The sequence below is a fragment of the Amycolatopsis sp. NPDC102389 genome, assembly GCF_044765885.1.
Taxonomy (GTDB): Bacteria; Actinomycetota; Actinomycetes; order Mycobacteriales; family Pseudonocardiaceae; genus Amycolatopsis.
The window spans coordinates 1-23751 of record NZ_JBIWKX010000069.1 but is presented as its reverse complement, the minus strand read 5'-3'; the positions used below and the strand labels follow the sequence as shown (position 1 = coordinate 23751).

The 23751-nt window shown below is 68.6% G+C and carries 22 protein-coding genes; 10 read left to right on the top strand and 12 right to left on the bottom strand.

The window, feature by feature from the left end:
• Positions 1–56 precede the first annotated feature (56 nt).
• The 3 genes from ACIRGA_RS35610 to ACIRGA_RS35600 all read left to right on the top strand — a co-directional run bounded on the left by ACIRGA_RS35610 (position 57) and on the right by ACIRGA_RS35600 (position 4364).
• On the top strand, positions 57–569 hold the full coding sequence (locus ACIRGA_RS35610; protein WP_400949917.1) for a hypothetical protein: 513 nt from the start codon (positions 57–59) through the stop codon (positions 567–569).
• Positions 570–750: 181 nt separating this feature from the next.
• Positions 751–2775, top strand: a complete 2025-nt coding sequence (locus tag ACIRGA_RS35605) for a hypothetical protein (protein ID WP_400949914.1) — start codon at positions 751–753, stop codon at positions 2773–2775.
• 20 nt (positions 2776–2795) lie between these two features.
• Positions 2796–4364: an ABC transporter substrate-binding protein gene (locus tag ACIRGA_RS35600; RefSeq protein WP_400949911.1), complete on the top strand. Its 1569-nt coding sequence runs from the start codon at positions 2796–2798 to the stop codon at positions 4362–4364.
• Between the two features lie 85 nt (positions 4365–4449).
• Here the strand turns inward: ACIRGA_RS35600 and ACIRGA_RS35595 are convergent, their stop codons facing one another.
• A complete protein-coding gene (locus ACIRGA_RS35595) occupies positions 4450–5400 on the bottom strand; it encodes a chitinase (RefSeq protein ID WP_400949909.1) in 951 nt (316 codons plus the stop codon).
• A gap of 229 nt (positions 5401–5629) precedes the next feature.
• Between ACIRGA_RS35595 and ACIRGA_RS35590 the strand changes: the two genes are divergently transcribed.
• Positions 5630–6889 carry a GGDEF domain-containing protein gene (locus tag ACIRGA_RS35590; RefSeq protein ID WP_400949906.1) on the top strand — a complete coding sequence of 420 codons (1260 nt, stop codon included), beginning with the start codon at positions 5630–5632 and terminating at the stop codon, positions 6887–6889.
• On the opposite strand, the gene ACIRGA_RS35585 is transcribed toward ACIRGA_RS35590, so the two are convergent.
• Positions 6886–7350: a nucleoside deaminase gene (locus ACIRGA_RS35585; RefSeq protein WP_400949904.1), complete on the bottom strand. Its 465-nt coding sequence runs from the start codon at positions 7348–7350 to the stop codon at positions 6886–6888. The genes ACIRGA_RS35590 and ACIRGA_RS35585 overlap by 4 nt on opposite strands.
• A gap of 203 nt (positions 7351–7553) precedes the next feature.
• On the opposite strand from ACIRGA_RS35585, the gene ACIRGA_RS35580 reads away from it, so the two are divergent.
• A complete protein-coding gene (locus ACIRGA_RS35580) occupies positions 7554–8513 on the top strand; it encodes a helix-turn-helix transcriptional regulator (protein ID WP_400949902.1) in 960 nt (319 codons plus the stop codon).
• Here the strand turns inward: ACIRGA_RS35580 and ACIRGA_RS35575 are convergent.
• Together ACIRGA_RS35575 and ACIRGA_RS35570 are read right to left on the bottom strand one after the other, a co-directional pair.
• The gene (locus ACIRGA_RS35575; RefSeq protein WP_400949899.1) at positions 8472–9845 is read right to left on the bottom strand and encodes an MFS transporter; all 1374 of its coding nucleotides are present in this window, start codon (positions 9843–9845) and stop codon (positions 8472–8474) included. The genes ACIRGA_RS35580 and ACIRGA_RS35575 overlap by 42 nt on opposite strands.
• Before the next feature lie 158 nt (positions 9846–10003).
• Entirely contained in the window at positions 10004–10618 is a 615-nt protein-coding gene (locus ACIRGA_RS35570; RefSeq protein ID WP_400949897.1) for a TetR/AcrR family transcriptional regulator, read from the bottom strand.
• 122 nt (positions 10619–10740) lie between these two features.
• Here ACIRGA_RS35570 and ACIRGA_RS35565 point away from each other — a divergent pair, with 122 nt between their 5' ends.
• Together ACIRGA_RS35565 and ACIRGA_RS35560 are read left to right on the top strand one after the other, a co-directional pair.
• On the top strand, positions 10741–11493 hold the full coding sequence (locus tag ACIRGA_RS35565; protein ID WP_125674835.1) for an SDR family oxidoreductase: 753 nt from the start codon (positions 10741–10743) through the stop codon (positions 11491–11493).
• Positions 11490–12275 carry an SDR family oxidoreductase gene (locus tag ACIRGA_RS35560; RefSeq protein ID WP_400949894.1) on the top strand — a complete coding sequence of 262 codons (786 nt, stop codon included), beginning with the start codon at positions 11490–11492 and terminating at the stop codon, positions 12273–12275. The genes ACIRGA_RS35565 and ACIRGA_RS35560 overlap by 4 nt, the downstream gene beginning before the upstream one ends.
• A gap of 273 nt (positions 12276–12548) precedes the next feature.
• Here the strand turns inward: ACIRGA_RS35560 and ACIRGA_RS35555 are convergent, their stop codons facing one another.
• Positions 12549–13370 carry an enoyl-CoA hydratase-related protein gene (locus ACIRGA_RS35555; protein WP_400949892.1) on the bottom strand — a complete coding sequence of 274 codons (822 nt, stop codon included), beginning with the start codon at positions 13368–13370 and terminating at the stop codon, positions 12549–12551.
• Between the two features lie 76 nt (positions 13371–13446).
• Here ACIRGA_RS35555 and ACIRGA_RS35550 point away from each other — a divergent pair, with 76 nt between their 5' ends.
• The 3 genes from ACIRGA_RS35550 to ACIRGA_RS35540 all read left to right on the top strand — a co-directional run bounded on the left by ACIRGA_RS35550 (position 13447) and on the right by ACIRGA_RS35540 (position 17171).
• On the top strand, positions 13447–15102 hold the full coding sequence (locus ACIRGA_RS35550) for an AMP-binding protein (RefSeq protein ID WP_400949889.1): 1656 nt from the start codon (positions 13447–13449) through the stop codon (positions 15100–15102).
• 4 nt (positions 15103–15106) lie between these two features.
• Positions 15107–16090, top strand: a complete 984-nt coding sequence (locus ACIRGA_RS35545) for a phosphotriesterase (protein ID WP_400949887.1) — start codon at positions 15107–15109, stop codon at positions 16088–16090.
• Between the two features lie 463 nt (positions 16091–16553).
• The gene (locus ACIRGA_RS35540) at positions 16554–17171 is read left to right on the top strand and encodes a TetR/AcrR family transcriptional regulator (protein WP_400949884.1); all 618 of its coding nucleotides are present in this window, start codon (positions 16554–16556) and stop codon (positions 17169–17171) included.
• Positions 17172–17174: 3 nt separating this feature from the next.
• Here ACIRGA_RS35540 and ACIRGA_RS35535 read toward each other — a convergent pair whose 3' ends face one another.
• From ACIRGA_RS35535 to fabG, 7 genes are all read right to left on the bottom strand, one after another.
• The gene (locus ACIRGA_RS35535; protein ID WP_400949880.1) at positions 17175–17567 is read right to left on the bottom strand and encodes a hypothetical protein; all 393 of its coding nucleotides are present in this window, start codon (positions 17565–17567) and stop codon (positions 17175–17177) included.
• Positions 17568–17651: 84 nt separating this feature from the next.
• The gene (locus ACIRGA_RS35530) at positions 17652–18767 is read right to left on the bottom strand and encodes an acyl-CoA dehydrogenase family protein (RefSeq protein WP_400949878.1); all 1116 of its coding nucleotides are present in this window, start codon (positions 18765–18767) and stop codon (positions 17652–17654) included.
• Complete coding sequence (locus ACIRGA_RS35525) at positions 18764–19945, bottom strand: acyl-CoA dehydrogenase family protein (protein ID WP_400949876.1); 1182 nt, start codon at positions 19943–19945, stop codon at positions 18764–18766. The genes ACIRGA_RS35530 and ACIRGA_RS35525 overlap by 4 nt, the downstream gene beginning before the upstream one ends.
• Positions 19942–21165, bottom strand: a complete 1224-nt coding sequence (locus tag ACIRGA_RS35520; RefSeq protein WP_400949873.1) for an acyl-CoA dehydrogenase family protein — start codon at positions 21163–21165, stop codon at positions 19942–19944. Before ACIRGA_RS35520 ends, ACIRGA_RS35525 begins: the two co-directional genes overlap by 4 nt.
• 3 nt (positions 21166–21168) lie before the next feature.
• Positions 21169–22194, bottom strand: a complete 1026-nt coding sequence (locus ACIRGA_RS35515; protein ID WP_400949871.1) for a phosphotransferase family protein — start codon at positions 22192–22194, stop codon at positions 21169–21171.
• A 91-nt stretch (positions 22195–22285) separates the two neighbouring features.
• The gene (locus ACIRGA_RS35510) at positions 22286–22738 is read right to left on the bottom strand and encodes a MaoC family dehydratase (RefSeq protein ID WP_400949869.1); all 453 of its coding nucleotides are present in this window, start codon (positions 22736–22738) and stop codon (positions 22286–22288) included.
• A 3-nt stretch (positions 22739–22741) separates the two neighbouring features.
• Positions 22742–23503 (bottom strand): 3-oxoacyl-ACP reductase FabG, encoded by a 762-nt coding sequence (gene fabG / locus ACIRGA_RS35505; protein WP_020637045.1) that lies wholly within the window; start codon positions 23501–23503, stop codon positions 22742–22744.
• Positions 23504–23751 lie beyond the last annotated feature (248 nt).

The following is a 23751-nucleotide window of genomic DNA, read 5'->3' as shown; positions in this document are numbered from 1 at the left end:
GATCCACCCCGGGATGAGGCCGTCGCCGAGCGACGGACCGGGTTGGGAGGTGCCGGATGGCACGCACGGCTCGCCGCGATGCCGGTGGGGACGCCCTGAGCGAGTTGATGCGGGAAGCCGGCGCGGCGCCCCGTCGCCGGGGACCGCGCGGGCCGAAGCACCGGGCTCCGGAGGCCGCTCCCGGCAACGGGAGGATCCGGCGGATTTCGGCGCTTTCGGCGGGTGGCGTGATCGTCGGCGGCCTGCTGGCCGTGCTGCTCACTCCGGCCGAGCCGGCCGAGGTCGTCCCGGGCACACCGCTTCTTCCGCCGTCGCTGACCATCGCCCCGCAGGCGATCGACGCCCCGGCCTCCTCACCCGCCCCGTCGGGGCCCTCGGGCGGCAGTGTCGCACCCCCGCCGCCGATGACCGCGTCGATGCACGGCTCGGAGACGCCGTCCCCGACACCTACTCCCGTGCCCGAAGAACGGCAGGACCCGCGCGCCGGTCACGACGACTTCGACCAGTACTACGACTGGTACTACGGCGGCGGTCATCAAGGCGGTCGCTGGCCACAATGGGGCCGGTAGCGCCGATCGGGTGAGCGGCGGCGTCGCTCACCGTCGAACAAGAATCACGATTCGGACCGGATCTCGTCCTTTCGTGTCTGGTGTCATTTTTCCTGTGTCACGCCTTCGGCCCGCTACCTACGATGGTTCGCACTCTCCATTCCTCCCGGAGCACGGCTAGGGGCTGAACAGGAAAATGAGTGTGGACCGACATTCTCCCGCGGTGCAGTTCGCCCGGAGAATGCTGCTCAACCGCGAGACGGGGAACCCGTCCCGCCCGCAGCCGGTGACGCTGCTGCTCGGACCGGTCGGTTCGGGCAAGACCACGGCGCTGGAAGCGATCCGCCGCGACCTGGGCTGGGGTGTGGTGCACGCCGGATTCGATTTCGGGCAAGGCGGCAAGGCGGGCACGATCGACGTGCTCACGAAACTGGCCTACTCGTTGTCGGGCAAATGGCGAAATCGGCCGAAACCGCAGTTCGTTCGTTTCACGATTGCGCTGATCGCAGTTCAGGCGGAGCTTTCCGGTCGAAATCGCGACGAAGACCTGGCGCAGCTGAAGTCGTTGATCAACAGTTTCCACGGAATCATCTGGACACCCGCGCTGGACAAAGCGCTCGACACGCTGACGGAGACGGCGAAGGCGACAGGCCTCGTCGAGCCCCCGTACGCGGATCTGTTCCGCCAGACGTTCCCGCATCTGGTCCGGAACATCCGGCCCAGGCTCGGGAAGGCGCTGCGGTCGCTGGCGGACTTCCCCAACGCCGAGGGGAGATCCCCGTTCGACGCGCTGCTCGAACTCAACCGGCTCGCGCGCGGCAGCGCCCGCGACGCCAAGGCGGTCAACGAGTGGCTGATGGCGGCGTTCCTCGGCGACGTCCGGGAGAACCATCCGCGGATGGCCAGGCCGGAGGAGAAGAGCCCTTGTACCTGCGACATCTCGCAGCAGCGCAGGCACTGGCACAACTGGGTGGTGGTGCTCGACGACGTCGACCACCCCGGCGGGACCGAGTTCCTCGCCGACCTGATCGCCGCCAGGGAACGGCATGCCGTGCAGCATCCGAACGATCGCGAGGCACACGACGCGCTGCTGGTCATCGCCACCAGCGGGCGGTGGCACGACGACTGGGGCACCGCCTGGCTGGCGCCGTGGAAACCCGCGTCCGGCGCGCCGCCCGCCGTCCGGCCGATGGCGGACTGTGAGGAGGCCTCGTACGACGACTGGGCGAACCCGGCCAACGGCGCGCTCGACTCGGCCTATTACCCGGTCCGGATCTCGCCCCAGTCGATCGGGCGGATCGCGCGGATCCTCGATTCCGGCGCGCGGACACCGAAGGTCACGCTCGCGCACCGGGCGACCGGTGGACTGCCGTCGGCGGTCGATCAGCTCACCGGGCGGTTGCGGGCGAGCGACGCGCGCGAGGGCGACCGCGATCTGCTCACCACCGATCCCCGGGGTGAGCGGGATCCCTGTTACCGCAGGCTGACCGAGCTCGCGTTGACCGAGCACCTCGACGACGTCCACGTCGACGATTTCGTGACCGCGGCCCCGTTCGCGACCGCGCCCTGGCTGATCCCGGACGCCGCGCAGAGCCGGATCGACCAGCCGCACGTCGGGCGGATCCTGACCGAACTGCGCACCTCGTTGTGGGTGACGGCGAGGAACTCGCCCGGTTCCACCGACGACCAGGCGGCACTGCATCCGTGGATCGCCGCGAATCTGGTGTCCGCGCTGGCCCGGCGCGGCGACGGGGACGGGCCGACCTACACCGACCAGTTCAAGGCCCTGCGCGACGATCCCGATACCGCGCAGGATCCGGTGCGCCTGGCCTACTGCAACCTCGCGCTGGGCGACATCGGCGAAGTGGTCACGTTCTTCGAGCGCGAGTTCAACCGGATCCCGCACGCCGAATGGATCGCGAAGCTCGAGCTGGTGCTGAACGCGCCGGACGATCTGCCACCCGAGCGGGATCACGCGGAACTGTACGAAGAACTCGTCAACCTCGACAACGCGCGATGCCCGGCCGACCGGTCCGAGATCCGGAACAACGTCGCCCGGCTCATCGCGGCGGGCTGGCTGACCGCCAACCCCTTCGCGGTCCGCGGGCAGGCCCAGCATCAGGTGATCGCGAACGCCTTCGCCGCGCTGGCCACCACTTCGCACCAGCCCGATGTGGGCGCGCTCGTGTCGGCAAAGGAAGCCGCCCGCCGCGGCGAATTCCCCTGACCCCGGAACGGAACTCCGTCATGTCCTGGCTCGATTCGTTGAGAACACGTATGTCCGAGGCCCGTGAACGCGCGGCGACGGGACCGCCGGTGCGGCCCCGCGGCTGGGCGCGCCGTCATCGGGGGCTGCTGGTCGCGGTCGTGGTCGTACTGCTGGGTGCCGTACTGGTGTCGTTCCGGCCCTGGGAGTCGTGCGGTTCCGGGCTCCGCGCGGTGGACGCGGACGACGGGTCGATCGGCTCGTCATACGTCTGCGTCGGGCTGAACCTCGACTCCGGTCCGATGCGGGACGACGATCCGCTCGACACGCTGGAAAAGCTCATCAAGAACCGCAACGAGGCGGCGGGCGAGAACTTCAAGACCATCGTGGTGCTGGAGAACCTCACGCCCGATCCGAAGGTCGACAGCCAGCCGTTCCCGTTCATCCAGCGGGAGGTGCAGGGCGCGATCACCGCCGCCTGGCCGAAGCACGGGCCGCCGGGGATCAAGCTCTTACTGGCCAACTACGGGAGCAACGCCGAACACTGGCGTGTCGCCGCCGAAGAGATCGTCGCCGCGGCCGCGGCCCAGCGCATCGTGGCGGTCACCGCCGTCGGCAACAGTTCGGAGAACAGCCGGGCGCTGGTGGCCGAGCTGTCCCGGCACGGTATCGCCACGATCGGCGCGACCCCCACCGCGGACAACATGAACACCGACCTGCAGGGCGCACGGATCGACAACTTCTTCCGCGTGGGCCCGACCAACACCGACGAGGCCCGCGCCGCGGCCGGGTACATCGCCGAGCACGGATTCCGGCGCGTGATGATGATCCAGGGAGTGAGCAAGGAGGACACCTACGCGACAACGCTCGCCGAGGCGTTCCAGAACTCGTCGAAGGTCCCGGTCATCTTCACGAAGACCTACGACGTCAAACCGCTCACCGACATTTCGCGTGAGGCGTATCTGCGAGGCCTGTTCAGCAAGTGGCACAACGACATCTGTGGCGCGAGGCCCGATCTGATCTACTTCGCCGGCCGCGGGCTCGATGTCGGAGCCCTCGTGGCGGCGCTGGCGGACGACGGCGCCTGCGAAGGGCTCGACACGGTGACCGTGATGACCGGGGACGACGCGAGCACGCTCGCCGGGAAACCCTTGCAGCTGAACAAGGACATCAGCGTCCGGCTCCGCTACACGGCCCTCGCGTATCCCGACCAGTGGGATATGTTCACCGCCGATCCGGCGCATCCGACGTACAAGAAGAATCACGACAACTTCGTCGCCGAATTCACCGGCACCCATGGTTTTCCCAAAGCGGAATTGTGGGACGGCGCGGCGATGATCGAACACGACGCCGTCGCGGCGGCCGTCGAAGCCGCGGTGCAGAACGTGTCGGCGGATCCGGTTTCGGTGCCGGACGTGTTGCGCGCCATCGACTGCAACTCCCCGGTGCCCGGCGCGACCGGGTTCGTCGCGTTCGACCAGGCGACGGGGAATCAGCTCGACAAGGCGTTGCCGATCCTGTCGATCGATCCGGACGGTTCGGTGCATCCGGTGGACCTGGTGTGGTCGCGGGGGAGGCCGCTGAACACCAATCCGGACTGCGGCCGTTAAAGCGCTGAAGTCGTGAAGGCCTCCTTCCCTACCTTGAGAGTAGGGAAGGAGGCCTTCACGGACTGACACCGGTGGGGAACGGAAGTCAGCCGGTGTAACCCGCCACGATCTTCGTGTAGTCGTACTTGCCCTGCGAGATTCCCGCGCAGCTGTTGCAATCGCGGTTCACCGCCCAGAACGACAGCCGCGCGAGATGTTTGCTCGCCGCGTAGTCGCGGATCGCGCGGAAGTCGGCGACGCTGACGGTCTCACCCGCCACGTCGGTCTTCCCGTTCATCGACGAGAGCCCGCTGCGCCGGTAGGCCGCGTCGTCGCTAAGGCCGAAAGTGGACTTCACGACGTTCTTCAGTCCGTCCACGGCACTGCGGGTCTTGCCCGCCATGTCGCCGCCGCTGGAGAAGTCGAACGGCATGACCGACCACGCGTCGACGCCCGCGCCGAGCGCCTTCGACTGGTTGATCAGCCGCTTTCCGTGCGAGTTGGGGCCACCCACCTCGGTCGGGATGGTGATGACCACGCGCAGGCCGGGGTTCTTCTGCTTCGTGATCTTGATGGCGTTCAGGATCCGGTCTTGGACGGTGTAGTTCTCGAACTCGTCGGTGTTCTCGATGTCGAGGTCGATAGCCTTGAGTTTGTAGGCGTCGATGACCTTTTGATACGCGCCGGCGAGTGCCGCGGGGGTACCGCATTTCGGGCCGAGCTTCGTACCGGACCAGCCGCCGAACGACGGGATGACGTCGCCGCCCTTGGCGCGGATGTTGTTGATCATCGTGGCGTCGGCGCCGCTCAGGGAACGGCTGCCGTCCCATTTCGGGTTGCAGCCGCCGTCGGAGAGGATGAACGCGAGGGTGAAGGCCTTGACCCCGGTGGCGTTCATCGCGGCGATCGGGTCCGTCTGTCCCGACCACTGGTACAGATAGGGCGAGGCGAGCACCGCGTCCGGGGCCGCCGAGGCGACGGGGGCGAGGCCGACGGCCGTGGCGAGAGCGGCACCGGCGGCGGTGGCCAGTGTCGCCCAGCGTCGTAGGGATTTCATAGGTCCTCCAACTGGTACGCGCGCGGCGAGGCGCGCAGGTGTGGAGCACCTCCGTCTTGACGCGGCGTATCAACCGGGAGGTCACCGTGTGCTCACTCACCGTGGACTAGACCATTGAGGACTGTCAAGAATTCACCGGGATTCCCGGCGGAAACGACCGACCTTAGTAGGGGGGTCATGACCCGGAAAGAGGATCGACAGCACCGCGATTACCGGCTAGTTTGCCGAAATGGTGGGGGACTCCCTGATGGCGACCGGAAGCCGCGGCCGGAGAGACCGGCTCGCCGCGCCGCGGCGGATACTGGGGTCTTGGAGCCTGTGGGAACTGCCTAGGCGGGGCCTGATCGGATATCTGCTCCTCGTCGATTTCGCCGCCTTTGCCGCCACCGCCTACCTCTTCGTGTTGCGGCCGCCCACGTCGTCGTCCTTACTGCCGTTTTCCGCTCTGTTAACCGGAATGGTCCTCTGCGCTGAACTTTCGCGCCCCGTCGAGCGATCCCGCGCCGACACGCGGCTCGGCGCGGGACTGGACGCGGCATGGATTTTCGCGGGCGCGTTGCTGTTGCCGCCCGCGCTCGCCGCGGTGCTCGTCGTCGCCTCGGCGGTATACCGCTGGTTCCGGATCCGGCGCGGGATCCCGCATCGCCAGGTGTTCGCGGCCTCCGCCACCATGCTTTCGGCACTCGGCGCCTCGATCATCCCGGTACTGCTGGGGGCGCCGCCGTTCATCGACGCGGAAAGGGATTTCGAGAGTTTCGCCCTGGTTTTCGCGACTGGACTGGTGTTCCTGTCCGTCGACGCCGCGTTGGCCGCACCGGCGGCCGAATTCGGGGCGGAACCGTCGGGATTCGCCTTCGACGCGGCGATGGTCGCGTTCGGCTTGCTGCTCGCGTGGTCGGCGGCGGAGTGGCCGTACGTCACCCTGGTACTCGCGGGGGCACTCGTGGTACTTCACCGGGCCGGGACGATGCGCGCCCTGCGTGGCCACGCGGGTACGGACTCCGCCACCGGGCTGCTCACCGCGTCGTCCTGGTTGGACGGTGCCCGCACCCAGTTCGAGCTGCTTCGGGGCCATGGCGCCGATCTTTCGCTGCTGATGCTCGACCTCGACCACTTCGCCCGGCTCAACGACCGGCACGGCAGGCGCGTCGGGGACGACGTACTTCGCGCGGTGGCGGACACTTTGCGCGCGGAGGTCCGGGCGGCGGACCTGGTCGGCCGGTTCGGCGGCGAGGAATTCGTCGTCCTGCTGCCCGGAACGAGCCGGTTCGACGCGCACGCGATCGCCGAACGCATCCGGCTGCGGATCTCTTCGACCTCCGTCTCACTGGATGGGACGTTCGCGGGGGCGACCGTCTCGATCGGAGTGTCGTCGCATCCCGCCGGCGGCGAGACGCTCGACCGGCTCGTCGGCGCGGCGGATCAGGCGATGCGCGCGGCGAAGGGGGCCGGGCGTAACCGGACTGTCGTCTTCGAGGCCGAAAGCTAATCCTCGGCCGGGACGCCGATGTCCTCGAACCACAACTCCGGGTGATCCCGGATGAACTCGGTCATCAGCGCGGTGCAGGCCGGGTCGTCGAGGAGGGTGATCTCGACGCCGTTCTCCTCGAGCCAGCCGTGCCCGCCTTCGAACGTGGCGGCCTCGCCGATGATCACCCGGCCGATGCCGAACTGGCGCACCAGCCCGCTGCAATACCAGCAGGGGGAGAGGGTGGTGACCATGATCGTGTCCCGGTAATGCGGCCGCCTGCCCGCGTTCCGGAACGCGGAGGTCTCGGCGTGCATCGACGGGTCGCCGTCCTGGACCCGGCGGTTGTGGCCGCGGCCGAGCAGGACACCGGCGGTGTCGAAGAGGGCGGCGCCGATCGGGACCCCGCCCTCGGCCTTGCCGAGTTCGGCCTCTTCACGGGCGACGGACAGCAGCTGCGCGGGATCGATCACCCGGGTCACCTTACGGCTCCGTGCCGGTGGCTGCTGCTGCTCCTGGGACGTATGTGGCGACCCGCAAGTCTGTGAAGGCCTCCTTGAGGGACCCAGGGTCCCTCAAGGAGGCCTTCACAGACCAGGGTCTGAGACCAGCCGCAGCCGACGCCAATGCGGACCGGAACTGTCCTCGATGTCTGCCACACTCCTCCCATGAAGCGAGCGAACCGATGACCACGGGCACGTCGGCACGGCTGCTGAGGCTCCTCTCCCTGCTGCAGGCCCGGCGCGACTGGCCGGGCGCCGACCTCGCCGACCGGCTGCGGGTGGACGTCCGTACGGTCCGGCGCGACGTCGAGCGCCTGCGGGAACTGGGCTACCCGGTGCACGCCACCCCCGGGGTCGCGGGCGGCTACCGGCTCGGCGCGGGGGCCGCGCTGCCTCCCCTGCTGCTGGACGACGACGAGGCGGTCGCGGTCGCCGTCGGGCTCCGCACGGCCGCGAACGGGACGGTTTCGGGCATCGAGGAGACCTCCGTGCGCGCGCTCGCGAAACTGGAGCAGGTGCTCCCGGCCCGGCTGCGGCACCGGGTGACTGCGCTGAACACCGCGATGATCCCGCTCGGCGGCGTCGTCCCGGTCATCGACGCGGCGGCGCTGACGGTCATCGCGTCCGCGTGCCGCGACCATCAGCGGCTCCGGTTCGGGTACCGCAGCCACAATGGCGACGTCACCGAGCGCTACATCGAGCCGTTGCGCCTGGTGCACACCGGGCGCCGGTGGTACCTGGTCGCGTTCGATCTCGATCGTGACGACTGGCGGACCTTCCGCGTCGACCGCATCGACGGCGTCCCGGACACCAGTTTCCGGTTCACGCCGAGGGAACCGCCCGCCGAGGACCTCGCGGCCTACGTCTCCCGCGGGATCACGTCGTCGCCGTATCCGCACCAGATGGTGCTGCGGGTCAGCGCCTCGGCGGAGGCGCTCGCCGAGTACGTGTCCCCGACCGCCGGGACGATCGAGGCCATCGACGAGCACACCTGCCGGGTCAGGGTCGGTTCCAACGACCTCTCCGTGATGCCGTACTACCTCGCCCACTGGGACGTCGATTTCGTCGTTGAGGAGGCGCCGGACGAGGTCAAGGAGCGGCTACGGCTGGTCGCCGACCGCTTCGCGCGCGCGGTCGTCTGAGTCCGAAGTGGACCGTGCGCGTTTGGCCAGCAGGCCGATCGAACCGAGCGAGATCAGGGCCAGCACGATGATGTAGAGCGAAACCGACATCGAGGTCCCGGTGGATTCCAGCAACAGCACCATGATGAACGGCGCGAGCCCGCCGCCGACGACCGCGCTGATCTGGTAGCCGAGCGAGGCGCCGGTGTAGCGCATCTCGGCGGTGAACAGTTCGGCGAAGAGCGCCGCCTGCGGGCCGTACATGATGCCGAGGAACAGCGACCCGACGAACGAGGCGATCACGAACAGCGGCAGCGAGGCCGTGTCGATCAGCAGGAACATCGGGATCGCCCAGAGCGCCACCCCCGCCGCGCCGAAGGTGTAGATCTTGAGCCTGCCGATCCGGTCGGACAGTTTCGCCGACAGCGGGATGATCGCCAGCTGCAGCGTGCTGATCAGCAGGGTCGCCACGAGCACGGTGGTCCGCGACATGCCCAGATGACGGGTGGCGTAGTCGAGGACGCCGTTCAGCAGGATGTAGAAGGTGGCGGTGTTGACCATGAACGAACCGCCGGCCAGCAGCACCGTGCCCTTGTGGTCGCGCAGGACGTCACGCAGCGGCGACTTGGCCCGTCCGCGTTCCTCGGCGGCGAGTTTCGCTTCCGCGCGGCGGTATTCGGGCGTCTCATCGATCTTGACGTGCATGTACCAGGCCAGCCCGAGCACGAGGACGCCGACCAGGAACGGGATCCGCCATGCCCACACGAGGAAGTCCGACGGCGGCGCGACCTGGGCGGCGATCAGGAAGACCGTGTTCGCCAGTACGACCCCGATCGGGACGCCGAGCTGGACGAGGCTGCCGTAGAGGCCGCGTTTGCCGGGCGGCGCGTACTCGGTGGCGAGCAGCATCGCGCCGCCCCACTGGGCGCCGACGGCGACCCCCTGCACGAGCCGCAGCAGCACCAGGAGGAGCGGCGCGGCGATGCCGATCGTGTCGTAGGTCGGCAGCAGGCCGATCAGCGTGGTCGCCGCGCCCATCAGCGCGATCGCCAGCACCAGCACGGGTTTCCGGCCGCGTTTGTCGCCGAGGCTGCCCGCGATGATCCCGCCGAGCGGCCTGGCGAGGAAGCCGACCGCGAAGGTCGCGAACGAGGCGAGGACGCCGGCCGCGGCGTTGGTGGTGGGGAAGAAGGTCTTCCCGAAGACCAGGGCGGCGGCGATCCCGAAGACGAAGTAGTCGTACCACTCGACCGATGAGGCGAGCGCCGCCGCGGTCGCGGCCCTCCTGCGCTGGGACACGGTGATCGTCGGTTCGGCGGCGGTTTCCGGGGCGTTCGGTGCGGTGTCGGCCATCTGGATGCCCTTCGCTCGGCGCTGCTGCGGCGGTGCGGTCCGGGCAAGTTAACAACCGCTTAGTATGTGGTCAACGTCTCAACGGGTAATTCTCGATACCGACCAGTTGGTATGTCACTCTGGTGGCGGTGTCGCCGGGAAGGGTCGATCTTTACTGGTCAGGAGAGTTTCGTGCCGAGCATGCGCAGCACCAGCTCGCTGTACTCCTGGCCCAGCTTCTTGGGCGTCTGGCGGGCCCGTTCGCTGTACCAGCGGGAGACGTCGACGCCGAGCGAGAGCACGGCGCGGGCCGCGGTGTGCGGGTCGCCGACGGTGAACACGCCGGCCTGGGCGCCTTCGGTGATGACCTCGCGCACGACCTGCTCGATGCGGCGGCGCAGTTTCGCGACGATCTCGAACTCCTCGTCGGGCAGCGCGTGCAGTTCGTACTGCACGACGCGGGCCACGGTGTGCCTCCGCGCGTGCCAGGCCACGAAGTCCTCGACCAGTAGCCGGATCCGCTCGACCGGATCGGATTCCCGTGCGACGACGCTCTCGACCAGCGACAGCGTCTGCTCGTGGCCGTACTTGGAGATCGCGAACAGCAGTGCGGCCTTGGACGGGAAGTGCACGTACAGCGCGGCGGGGCTCATGCCCGCCGCCGAGGCGATGTCCCGGGTGGTGGTCGCGTGATAGCCACGCCGCGCGAAGGATTCGACCCCGGCGAGCATCAGCCGTCGTGCCGTCTCCGGCTGGACGTCGGGCCACAGTTCGGCCGACAGCGACATGGTCATCCGCAGATCCTCCCAGACGCTCGTACCGGATGGTGGGCTTGACACCGCCTCCGGGCCTTCCCATTGTAAGTGAGCGCTCGCTTAGTGATTGCGTCGCCAGTGAACACAGAGGAGATCGAAGAGTGAACTCGTTCAAGGATCGCGTCGCGATCGTCACCGGCGCCAGCCGGGGTATCGGCCTCGGGATCGCCAAGGACCTGGTCGAGCGCGGCGCGAAGGTGTGCATCACCGCGCGCAAACCGGAGCCGCTGGCCGAGGCGGTGGCCGAGCTGGGTGGTGAGGCCGTCGCCATCGCCGTACCGGGCAAGGCCGACGACGAGGCGCACCAGGACGAGGCCGTCGCCAAGACCATCGAGGCGTTCGGGCGGCTGGACATGCTGGTCAACAACACCGGCATCAACCCGGTGTTCGGGCCGACCCTGGACATCGACCCCGGCGCGGCCGCGAAGATCTTCGCCGTCAACGTGCTCGCCCCGCTTTCGTGGACCCGCCGGGCGCGCGACGCGTGGATGGGGGAGCACGGCGGCGCGGTGGTCAACGTCGCGTCCATCGCCGGGCTCGGCGCGTCGCCCGGGATCGGGATGTACGGCGTCAGCAAGGCCGCGCTGATCCGGCTCACCAAGGAACTCGGTTTCGAGCTCGGCCCGAAGATCCGGGTGAACGCCGTCGCGCCGGCCGTGGTCAAGACCAAGTTCGCGACCGCGCTGTACGAAGGCCGTGAAGAAGAGGTCTCGGAGTCGTACCCGATGAAGCGCCTCGGCGTGCCGGCGGATATCGCGAGCGCCGTGTCGTTCCTGCTTTCGGAAGAGGCGGGCTGGATCACCGGGCAGACGGTGGTCCTCGACGGCGGCGTGACGCTGGCGGGTGGCCTGTGACCACGTCCTTCACCGGATCCGGTGTCGTCGTCACCGGCGGAGGCGGCGGGATCGGTGCGGTACTCACCCGCCGGTTCGCCGCGGAGGGCGCGCGGGTGGTCGTCGGCGACCTGAACGGGGACGCCGCGGCCGAGGTCGCGAAGGAGATCGGCGGAACCGCCGTCGCCGGCGACGCCGCGAGCGAAGCGGGCGTCGCGTCGCTGATCGAGGCGGCCCGCGAAACCCTCGGCGAGATCGACGTCTTCTGCGCCAACGCCGGGATCGCGCCGATGGGCGGCGTGGACGCGCCCGAGGAGGACTGGGCGCGGATCTGGGATGTCAACGTCATGGCGCACGTGCGCGCGGCGCGGCTGCTCCTGCCGACGTGGCTCGAACGCGGTCGCGGGCACTTCATCGCGACGGTGTCGGCGGCGGGATTGCTGACCAGCCTCGGTTCGGCGTCCTATTCGGTGACCAAACACGGCGCCCTCGCCTTCGCCGAATGGCTGTCGGCGACCTATCGGCACCGCGGGCTCACCGTGCAGGCCATCTGCCCGCTGGGCGTGCGGACGGCGATGCTGGAGAACACCGGCCCCGCGGGCGAACTGCTGATGGGCGCGTCGGCGATCCAGCCCGAACAGGTCGCGGACGCGTTGTTCGAGGCCATCGCCGCCGACCGCTTCCTGGTGCTGCCGCACCCCGAGGTCGCGGACTACTACGCCGCACGGGCCACGCAGACCGACCGCTGGCTCGGCGGGATGAACAAGTTGCAGCGCAAGGTGGAGCAGGTCATCGGGGACTGAGCGCGCCCGGTTTCCCGGTGGTGAAGCCGAAGCCGCGCGTCGCGAAAGGCGCAAGCGGGTCGTGGGGGGGGGGGGGGGGGGGGGGGGGGGGGGGGGGAGGGACGGCCCCCCCCCCCCCCCCCCCCCCCCCCCCACCACCGCGAGCTCGGCCACGCACTTGATCTTCGCCGGGAGTGCCGGCGACGAGGGCGCACCTGTACCGCGTTGCCGGCGGAGAACGGGCGAAACCGTCTGATTCACCTCAGGTCACCCCGGACGCGGGTCCGGGGCGACCTAATCTCCTTGGTACGACGGGAAATCCGGCGGACGGCGTTCGTTCCAGCTGGCCAGGCCTTCGGAAAGTTCCGGGTGGCGGAAGGATTCGTACATCAGAGCGGTGGCTTCACGGGCGGAATCCTCCAGGGAGAGCCCGGCTTCTCGAAGGACTTGCCGCTTGATGAGCGCCATGGAGCGTGGCGCGCTGTAGGTCGCGAGTTCGGTGGCGTAGGCCATCGCCCGCGATAAAAGCTCTTCCGGTGGCACGATTTCCTGCACCAGGCCGTACTCGTACGCCTGTTCGGCGGTGAAGGTCCGCCCGGAGAGGAGCAGGTCGAGCGCCCGGCCGCGGCCGACGAGTTCGGGCAGCAGTTTCGCCACACCGTATTCGGCGATGAGGCCTCGCCGCGCGAAGGCGGTGGTGAACTTCGCGCCCGCCGCGGCGAATCGGACGTCGGCGGCGCAGGCGATCACGAAGCCGAGCCCGGCGCAGCCGCCGTTGATCGCCGCCACCACCGGCACGCCGGCATACGCGGCGGCGAGGACGTCGCGGAATCCTTCTCGTTCCGGCGCGCCCGTACCACTGACCGAGATGTTCTCCAGCAGTCCCAGATCCGCGCCGGGGCAGAAGGAACGCCCGCTGCCGGTGACCACGACGGCTCGGACCCCGGGATCGGCCGACGCCTCGCTCAGCAGTTGGCCGTAGCGGATCTGCATCGGCTGGTCCATCGCGTTGCCACGTTCGGGTTTGTCGAAGGTGATCGTGGCGACGGCGCCGTCCACGGCGTACCGGACCGTGCACGCAGTGTCCTTTTCGGACGGTGAGAGCTGATCGGTCACGTCGACCTCCTTGCGTCATCGCCATACTAAGCGGATGCTTAGAGGCGCGTCGAGACTTGTCAGGGAGGAAACCTGCATGAGCCGGTACGAAGCGAAGCCGTGGCTGGCCGCCTACGAAGAGCGGATGAAGGCGGCGGAGACACCGAAAACGACCACAGTCTTGGAGTCCTTCCGGCGGGTGGTCGAGCGCTCTCCGCAGGCCACGGCGATCGCCTACTTCGACGCCACGATGAGCTACCGCGAGGTCGACGAGCTCTCCGACGGCGTCGCGCGTCATCTGCTGGCCTCCGGTTTCGCCCCGGGCGACCGGCTCGCCTTGGTCCTGCAGAACATCCCGCAGTTCGTGCTCGCGTTGCTCGGCGCGTGGAAGGCCGGCGGGATCGTCGTCCCGGTCAACCCGATGTACCGCGAACGGGAACTCCGGCACGTCTTCGATGACGCAGGGGTGCGCGCGGTCGTCTGCTCGCAGAGCGGATGGAACCGCCGGATCGGCCCGCTCGTTCCCGGCAGCGGCGTGACCATCGCGCTGACCACCAGCGAACTCGACCCGCAGAGCCGCGACGATCCGCGAGTATTCGGCGAGATCGTGCGGGAGCCGACTCCCGGGGCCGCCGATCTGCTGGCGGTGGCGCGGGCCGCGGCGGGGGAGCCGGCCCCCGATCCCCGCCTCGGCCCCGACGACGTCGCGCTGATCAGCTACACCTCGGGCACCAGCGGAACACCGAAGGGGGCGATGAACACCCACGGCAACCTCGGCGCGAACGCGGCCGTGCTCAGCACGTTCAGCGGTCTCGGCGAGGGTGCCACGCTGTTCGGCCTGGCACCGCTGTTCCACATCACCGGCATGGTCTGCGAGATCGCCTCCGCGATCGACATCGGCGGCACGCTCGCGCTCGCGTACCGGTTCGAGCCCGGTGTCGTGCTCGACGCCTTCCTGGAGCACAAGCCCGTGTACACGGTCGGCCCGTCCACGGCGTACATGGCGTTGATGGCCCACCCCGGCGTCGGCCGCGAACACTTCGACTCCTTCGAGCTGTTGTACTCCGGCGGTGCCGCGCTGCCGCCCGCGGTGGTCGGCATGTTCCGCGAACGGTTCGGCCACTACATCCACAACGGCTACGGGCTCACCGAGACGACCGCGGGCTGCATCGTCGTCCCGAGCAGTCTCGAAGCACCCATCGACGAGGCGTCCGGCACGATCTCGATCGGCCTGCCCGTACCTGGGACCATCGTGCGCATCCTCGGAGAAAACGGCGAGGAACTGCCTTTCGGGACGGCGGGTGAGATCGTCGTCGAAGGTCCGATGGTGATCCCCGGCTACTGGAACCGGCCCGAGGCGACCGATGCCGCGCTGCCCGGCGGGAGGCTCCTGACCGGCGACATCGGCTTCATGGAGCCAAGCGGCTGGGTCTACGTGGTCGATCGCAAGAAGGACATGATCAACGCCTCCGGATTCAAGGTCTGGCCACGTGAGGTCGAGGACGTCCTGTACACGCATCCGGCGGTGCGTGAAGCGGCCGTCGTCGGCGTTCCGGACGACTACCGCGGCGAGACCGTGAAGGCCTACGTCAGCCCGGCGCCGGGCACCGCGCCCGATCCCCAAGACCTCGTCGCGTACTGCAAGGAACGTCTCGCCGCGTACAAGTACCCGCGCGTGATCGAGGTGCTCGACGAACTGCCGAAGACGGTGAGCGGCAAGATCCTCCGTCGCGAACTCCGGGCGAGGGGCTGAGCACATGGCACAGGTCGAAACCGTCCGCGGTCCCGTCGGCACCGGTGAGCTGGGCCGGGTGCTCATGCACGAGCACCTTTTCGTGCTCAGCCCCGAGTTCATGGCGAACCATCCCGAGCACGACGGATTCCGCGAAGACGAACACGTCGCCGACGCGATCCGGCGGCTCGACGAACTCAAGGCCGCCGGGATCGACACCATCGTCGACCCCACCGTGATCGGGCTCGGCCGCTACATCCCGCGCGTGCGGCGGGTCGCGGCCGAAACGGAACTCCGGATCATCGTCGCGACCGGGCTCTACACCTACAACGACGTCCCGCACTACCTCCACCATCGCGGACCCGGCCTCATCTTCGACGACGGCGAGGATCCGCTGGTCGGCCTCTTCACCGGCGACATCGTCGACGGGATCGCCGGCACCGGGGTGAAGGCGGCCCTGCTCAAGTGTGCGACCGACGAACCCGGGGTCACCCCCGGCGTCGAACGTGTCCTGCGCGCGGTCGCGAAGGCGCACCGGGAGACCGGCGCGCCGATCATGACCCATACTCACGCGCCCACCCGGCGGGGCCTCGAGCAGCAGGCCGTCTTCGAAACCGAAGGCGTCGACTTGAGCAGGGTCCTCATCGGCCACAGCGGCGACAGCACCGATCTCGATTACCTCACCGAAATCGCCGACAAGGGATCGCTGCTGGGGATGGACCGGTTCGGGCTCGACCCGTTGCTATCGTTCGAAGAACGGGTGGCCACGGTCGCGGCGATGTGCGAGCGCGGTTACGCCGAAAGCATGGTCCTCTCCCATGACGCCTCCTGTTTCATCGACTGGTTCGAGCAGGACAAGATGGCCGCCGTGGCGCCCAACTGGCATTTCCTTCACATCACTCGTGACGTGCTGCCCGCCTTGCGGGAGTCGGGGGTCTCCGAAAGGGACATAACGACGATGCTGGTCGACAATCCGCGGCGGTTCTTCGAGCATGGCGGTGCGTATTGAGGCATGACGGTGGGTTGAAGTACTTGACGCTCCTAGGCGCAGGCTCAGTCCGCTCTTGACTGTCCATAAGGGACGGTTTGCGAGACCATGGCGCCCGTTTTAGGTGATATGCACGGTTTAGCGACCCTTCGCAGAACCGCACACAGAGGTATCAATCGGACACGCAATCGCCAGGGGGTGTCCCTTGTGGACACTGAAGCCCGGTCGGCGCCCAGAATCAGCCCTGCACTCTCTCCACTTCGCCGGGCCCTGGCGCCATGCGTAAGGAAGGGGCCTTCACGTGCCATCGCTGCGACTGGTGGGGCTGCTGTGGCTCAAGGTGGTGTTCCGGGGCTGGTGGGGGAACTTCGGGGCACCCAGGGTCCCTCAAGGAGGACTTCACGGAACGACGATCCGGGTCCCGTTCCCGAGGCGTCGACAAACCGGCCGGTATGCTGAGTGTCCGCACGAGAAGGAGCCGGCCATGACACGAGCGACCACCCGGAAGGCCGAGGCAGGCGGCGAAGACCAGGCCGCTGTCCCGCGCCGTCTGCTGTCGCACGCCACGAAGCTCTTCGCGAAGAAGGGTTTCGATCGCACCTCCGTGCAGGAGATCGTCGAGGCGGCCGGGGTCACCAAGGGCGCGATGTACCACTACTTCGGCTCCAAGGACGACCTCCTTTACGAGATCTACGCCCGGGTGCTGCGCTCGCAGACCGAGCAACTGGAAAAGGTGGCATCGAGTGAGGCGCCGCTGCGAGAGCGGCTGCGGTCCGCCGCCTCCGACGTCATCGTCAGCACGATCGACAACCTCGACGACAACACGATCTTCATGCAGTCCATGCATCAGCTCAGCGTGGAGAAGCAGAAGGCCGTCCGCGCGGAACGCCGCAAGTACCACGAGCGGTTCCGCACGCTGATCGAGGAAGGCCAGGAGTCCGGCGAATTCCGCGCGGACAAACCGGCCGACGTGATCGTGGACTTCTTCTTCGGCTCGGTGCACCACCTCGGTTCGTGGTATCGGCGCGGCGGCGCGCTCTCGGCCCGCCAGATCGGTGACCACTTCGCCGACCTCCTGCTGGCCGCGCTGCGGCCCGAGTAGCGCCTAGCCCGGTGGCGCGGGCAAGAGCCGTTCGGCGAACCAGTCGTTGCGGCGTTCGAGCACCGTTCCCACCTCCCACTCGGAGGCGAGGGCGAGCAAGTCCGTCGCCACGTCTTCGGCGGCTTCGGGCGGCCAGCCTTGGGCGGCCAGACTCGACCGCAACGCTTCGGCGTAGTCGGAAAAGGTGAAGCCGGGCAGGTCCGCGACGAGTGCCGTCGTCGTCCCGCGGTGCGAGCTCAGCCCGCCGAACGCCCGGCCGCAGCCGCAGCGGGAATCGGGCGAGCTTTCGCCGTCGCCGCAGGGCGGGGCGATCCAGATCAGCTCGCCTTCCACGCAGTAGGCGAAGTCGTTCTCCCGCGCGCCCTGGGTCTTCGCGGTGGCCACGAGCAGTTTCATGACGGCTCCCTGTTCGATCGGATGTTCGAACAAGGTTGTACCGGCGGGGTCCGACAGTTTCCGGTGCGGACCCCGCCGGGAGGATCAGGCGGGCAGGTCGATCAGCGGTGCGAGGGCCGCGCGATGCCGCCCAGGAGTGCCCAAGGCGATCTCGTCGCTCTTCGCGCGCTTGAGGTACAGGTGCGCGGGGTGCTCCCAGGTCATGCCGATCCCGCCGTGCAACTGGATCGCCTCTTCGGCCGCGTGGACGGCGATGGGGGAGTTGCGGGCCTGCGCCACCGCGACCGCGATCGCGATGTCGTCACCGGAAGCCAGGCAGTCGGCGGCGTACCGCGCGGTCGCCCTGGCGTTGACCAGATCCGTGTACAGGTTCGCCAGCCGGTGCTTCAGCGACTGGAACGAACCGACCTGACGGCCGAACTGGTAGCGCTCCTTGAGATAGCGCACCGTTTCGGTCAGCGCCCACTCGGCGATCCCGAGTTGTTCCGAGGCGAGCAGTCCCGCCGCGGTCACGAGCGCCGTGTCCAGCGCGGACTCCGCCGTCGAGGCGTCGGCGACGCGCTTCGCGGCCACGTTCTCCAAGGAGACGTCGGCGATACGCCGGGTGAGGTCGAGGGAAACGGCCTCGGTGACTGTCACGCCCGCCGACGCCGCGTCGACCGTGTACAGGCCGGGACCGTCGGGCCCCACCGCCGGGACGACGAGCAGTTCGGCCACCGAAGCGTCGACGACGCTGCGGACCTGGCCGCTGAGCGTGCCGTCTGCGGCCGCGGTGACCGCCGAGGGGAACGCGGCGCCGGGCGCCGTCGACAGCGGGACGGCGAGCGCGCCGATGAGCGTGCCCGCGGCCAGTTTCCCGAGCCGTTCGGCCACTTCCGCCTGCGAAGTGTCGGTCGCCAGCAAGGCCGACGTCGCCAGGACGGCGCTGCCGAGATAGGGGACCGGGGCGACGCTGCGCCCGAGTTCCTCCATCACGACGGCGACTTCCCGCGCCGAAGCGCCGTGCCCGCCCAAGGCCTCCGGGACGGCGAGGCCCGCCGCGCCGAGGTCGGCGGCGAGCGTGCGCCACAACTTCAGGTCGTACGGTTCCGCCGTCTCGGTCCTGGCGATCAGGGCCGCCGGTTCCGCGCGGTCGGAGAACAGGTCGCGGACGCTGGCGCGAAGGTCCTCTTCGACCTCGGAATACAGCAGGTCGCTCATCGGGGCAGGTCCTTCCAGGCGACGTCCTTGTCGATCCGCGGCTCGGACGGCAGCCCCAGCACGCGCTCGGCGATGATGTTGCGCAGGACCTCCGAGGTGCCGCCCTCGATGGAGTTCCCCTTCGCGCGCAGATAGCGATAGCCGGCTTCGCGGCCGAGGAAGTTCACGCCGTCGGGACGCCGCATCGTCCAGTCGTCGTAGCGCAGGCCCTCGTCGCCGAGCAGCTCGATCTCCAGCCCGGACGCGGCCTGGTTCAGTTCGGAGAACGCGACCTTGACCGCGGAACCCTCCGGCCCCGGCGCGCCCGCGGCGAGCTGCTGTCGCAGCCGCGAACTCACCAGGCGCAGGCTTTCGCCCTCCACCCACAGCTTCAGGAGCCTGTCGTGCAGTTCGGACGTGCGCAGTTCCGGGCGCTCCCGCCAGACTTCCGTGACGACGCCGACCATGCCGCCGTCGCGCGGGAATTCGGTCCCGCCGATCGCGACCCGTTCGTTCATCAGCGTGGTCTGCGCGACCTTCCAGCCCTCACCGACCGCGCCGAGGCGATGCGCGTCGGGGATGCGGACCTCACTGAGGAAGACTTCGTTGAACTCGGCCTCACCGGTGATCTGGCGCAGCGGCCGGACCTCGACGCCCGGCGCGGTCATGTCGCACAGGAAGTACGTCATGCCACGGTGTTTCGGCACGTCGGGATCGGTGCGGGTGACCAGGATGGCCCACTGCGACTTGTGCGCGCCCGACGTCCAGACCTTCTGGCCGGTGACCACCCAGTCGTCGCCGTCGCGCACCGCGCGGGTGCCCAGTGCGGCCAGGTCGGATCCGGCGCCGGGCTCGCTGAACAGCTGGCACCACACTTCCCGCTCGGTCCACAGTGGACGCAGGAAGCGCTGATGCTGTTCGGGCGTGCCGAAGGCGAGGATGGTCGGCGCGGCCATGCCGAGGCCGATCCCGATCCGCCGTTTGTCGTTGTCCGGCGCGCCCGCCGCGGCGAGCTCCTTGTCCACAACGGACTGTAGGGAGCGGGGCGCGTTCAGCCCGCCGAGACCCTCGGGGAAGTGGATCCACGCCAGTCCGGCGTCGAAGCGCGCGTCGAGGAAGTCCTGGCGCGGCGTGCTTTCCGGCGGATACGCCGCCAGCAGATCGGCCACGCGCCGCTTGAGATCGTCCACAGTGGTCATTTCTTGGTCTCCCCGCGGTACTTCTTCAGCTCACGGTGCGCCAGCGAGCGCTTGTGCACTTCGTCCGGGCCGTCGGCGAGCCGCAGCGTCCGCACCTGCGCCCACATCTCGGCGACCGGGAAGTCCTGGCTGACCCCGCCCGCGCCGAACAGTTGCACGGCCTTGTCGAGGATCCACTCGACGGTGATCGGGGTGGAGATCTTGATCGCCTGGATCTCGGTGTGCGCGCCCTGGTTGCCGACGGTGTCCATCAGCCACGCGGTCTTGAGCACCAGCAGCCGCTGCTGCTCGATCTTGACCCGCGCCTCGGCGATCCAGTCCTGCACCACGCCCTGTTCGGCGATCGGCTTGCCGAAGGTCTCGCGCGAGAGCGCCCGGCGGCACATCAGTTCCAGCGCGCGTTCGGCCATGCCGATGGCGCGCATGCAGTGGTGGATCCGGCCCGGTCCGAGGCGGGCCTGCGCGATGGCGAACCCGTCGCCTTCACCGGCGATGAGGTTCTCCGCCGGCACACGGACGTCTTCGAAGACCACTTCGGCGTGGCCGCCGTGATCGCCGTCGGTGTAGCCGAACACGTGCATACCGCGTTTCACGGTCATGCCGGGCGTGTCGCGGGGGACAAGGATCATGCTCTGCTGTTTGTGCGGCGGACCGTCCGGATCGGATTTGCCCATCACGATGAAGATCTTGCAGTTCGGGTTCATCGCGCCGGAGATGTACCACTTGCGGCCGTTGATGACGTACTCGTCGCCGTCGCGCCGGATGCTGGTGGCGATGTTGCGCGCGTCGGAAGAGGCGACGTCGGGCTCGGTCATCGCGAACGCGGACCGGATCTCGCCGTCCAGCAACGGCTGGAGCCACTGCTTCTTCTGCTGTTCGGTGCCGAACATGGTGAGGACTTCCATGTTCCCGGTGTCGGGCGCCGCGCAGTTCAGCGCGGTCGGCGCGAGCCGGAGGCTGCGGCCGGTGATCTCGGCCAGCGGGGCGTATTGGAGGTTCGTCAGGCCCGCGCCGTGGTCACCGGGCAGGAAGAAGTTCCACAGCCCGCGTTTGCGGGCCTCGGCCTTGAGCTCCTCGACGATCGGCGGCTGCGACCATTCGCTGTCGCGCTCGGCCAGCTGCCGCTCGAAGACGGCCTCGGCCGGATAGATGTGCGAATCCATGAACTCGAGGAGTTTTCCCCGCAGTTCCTCGGTTTTCGCGTCGAAAGCGAAGTCCATCCGTTATCCCTCTTCCTTGAGAGTCTCATTGCCGTGCGCGATCAACGGGACGACGCCCGCGCCGATGCCGTCGAATCCGGCACCGACGGTCTGCCCCTTGCTGTAGCGGAGGTGGATGCCTTCCAAGATCACCGCGAGCTTGAAGAACGCGAAGCTCACGTACCAGTTGAGCCGGGAGACGTCGCGGCCGGAGCGCTCGGCGTACCGCGCGATGACCTCGTCGTTGCGCGGGTAGCCCGGTGCCGAACTGGCGTTGGACACGAACTGCAGCGACACCTTGTCGCGTTCGGCGTAGGCCACCAGCAATGCGAGGTCGGTCAGCGGGTCGCCGAGGGTGGACATCTCCCAGTCCAGTACCGCGGTGATCCGGTCGTCGGCGTTCACCAGCACGTTGTCCAGCCGGTAATCGCCGTGGACGATCGACGGCTTGCCCGATTCGGGTACCGACGAGGCGAGGCGGTCGTGCAGTTCGTCGACGCCGGGGAGGTCGCGGCTGCGGTTGCCGTCGAGCTGCTTCTTCCAGCGCCGCAACTGGCGTTCGAGGAAGCCCTCGGGACGGCCGAAATCGCCCAGTCCCACCGATTCCGGCTCGACGGCGTGCAGTGCGACGAGGGTGTCGACGAGCTCTTCCGCGATCGCCCTGGTCCGGGCGGGGCCGAGCGCGGCCAGTTCGGTGTCCGAACGGAACGGCGTGCCCTCCACGAACTCCATCACGTAGAACCGCGACCCGATGACGTCGGTGTCCTCGCACAGCAGCACGGTTTCCGGCACCGGGACGGCCGTGCCGTGCAGGCCGGAGATCACCCGGAACTCGCGGCCCATGTCGTGCGCGGTCGGCAGGACGTGGCCCAGCGGCGGGCGGCGGACCACCCAGCGGGACCGGCCGTCGCCCACGATGTAGGTGAGGTTGGACCGGCCCCCCTCCACGACCTGGCCGCTCAGGTCGCCCTGGACGAGACCCGGCCGGTGCTCGTCCAGATGGGCCTTGAGCCTGGCCAGGTCGAGGCCCGGCAGGTCGGACTGGTTCATGGTGCCTCCAGCATCTCGCTTTCCAGTTACAGTACCGACCAGTCGGTATGTCAGGTAGGGCTGGTCCGGCGAGGTGCCGGAGGTCACTTTCTCAGGCGATCAGCCGGACGACCATCTCCGCGACGCACGCCGGTTTGGGCTCGCCGTCGATTTCGATCGTCCACCGGACGACGGCCTGCTTGCCGCCTGCGACGTCGGTGACCTCGACCAGTTCGGCGCCTGCCCGGATCTTCGCGCCCACCTTGACGGGCTGCGGGAACCGGACCTTGTTCAGGCCGTAGTTGATGCCCATCTTGAGCCCGTCGACCCGGTAGAGCTTGCCGACGAAGCCCGAAATGAGCGACAGCGTGAGGAAACCGTGGGCGATCGGTGCGCCGAACGGGCCTTCGGCGGCCTTTTCGACGTCGACGTGGATCCACTGGTGGTCGTCGGTGGCGTCGGCGAACAGGTTCACCCGGTCTTGGGTGAGCGTCAGCCAGTCGCTGTGGCCGAAGTGCTCGCCGACGGCGTTCTCGAACTCCTGCAGGGAGGCGAATTCGCGCATGGCTCAGTCCTTCGGTCCGCCGGCGACGTAGATGACCTGGCCGGAGATGAATCCGGCGCCGTCGCTCACCAGGAACGACGCGAGGTTGGCGATGTCGTCGGGGGTGCCGACGCGCTGCACCGGGATCTGCGACGCGGCCGCCGCCTTGAAGTCCTCGAACGACATGCCGATCCGCTCGGCGGTCGCCGCGGTCATGTCGGTGGCGATGAAGCCGGGGGCGATGGCGTTCGCGGTGACGTTGAACTTGCCCAGTTCGATCGCGAGGGTCTTGGTGAAGCCCTGCATGCCCGCCTTGGCCGCGGAGTAGTTGACCTGGCCGCGGTTGCCCAGCGCCGAGGTGCTGGACAGGTTGACGATGCGGCCCCACTTCTCCTGCGTCTGGTACTTCTGCACCTCGCGGGTCATCAGGAACGAACCCTTCAGGTGCACGCCCAGCACCGAGTCCCAGTCCTGTTCGGTCATCTTGAACAGCAGGTTGTCGCGGGTGATGCCGGCGTTGTTGATCAGCACGGTCGGGGCGCCGAGTTCCTCGGCCACCCGGGTCACCGCGGCTTCGACCTGCGCGGCGTCGTTGACGTCCAGCGCGACACCGACGGCTTTGCCGCCCTCGGCGACGATCGCTTCTGCCCCCTGCTTGACGCCGGCCTCGTCGAGGTCCAGCAGGCCGACGGCGAACCCGTCGGAAGCGAGCCGCTTGGCCACGGCCGCCCCGATGCCGCGGCCGGCGCCGGTGACGATCGCTACACGGGAGGGGTGTTCGGTCACGGGTGTTCTCCTCGTCGTCGAGTGGAAGTGACGTCGAGTCTGCCGTACTAAGCGGTTGCTTTGTAGGGCAATCGTGGGACGTGTCCCGCTTTCGGTGGGCGCACCCGCCCGAACGAGCGCGAGTGTGACTGGAATCACGGTGGTGGGGGGGGGGTTTTGGTGGGGGGGAGGGAGGTGACCACCCCCCCCCCCCCCACCCGGCCGGGGCCCCGACGCGCCCACCAAAGGGGTGAACAGATGGGGGAGGG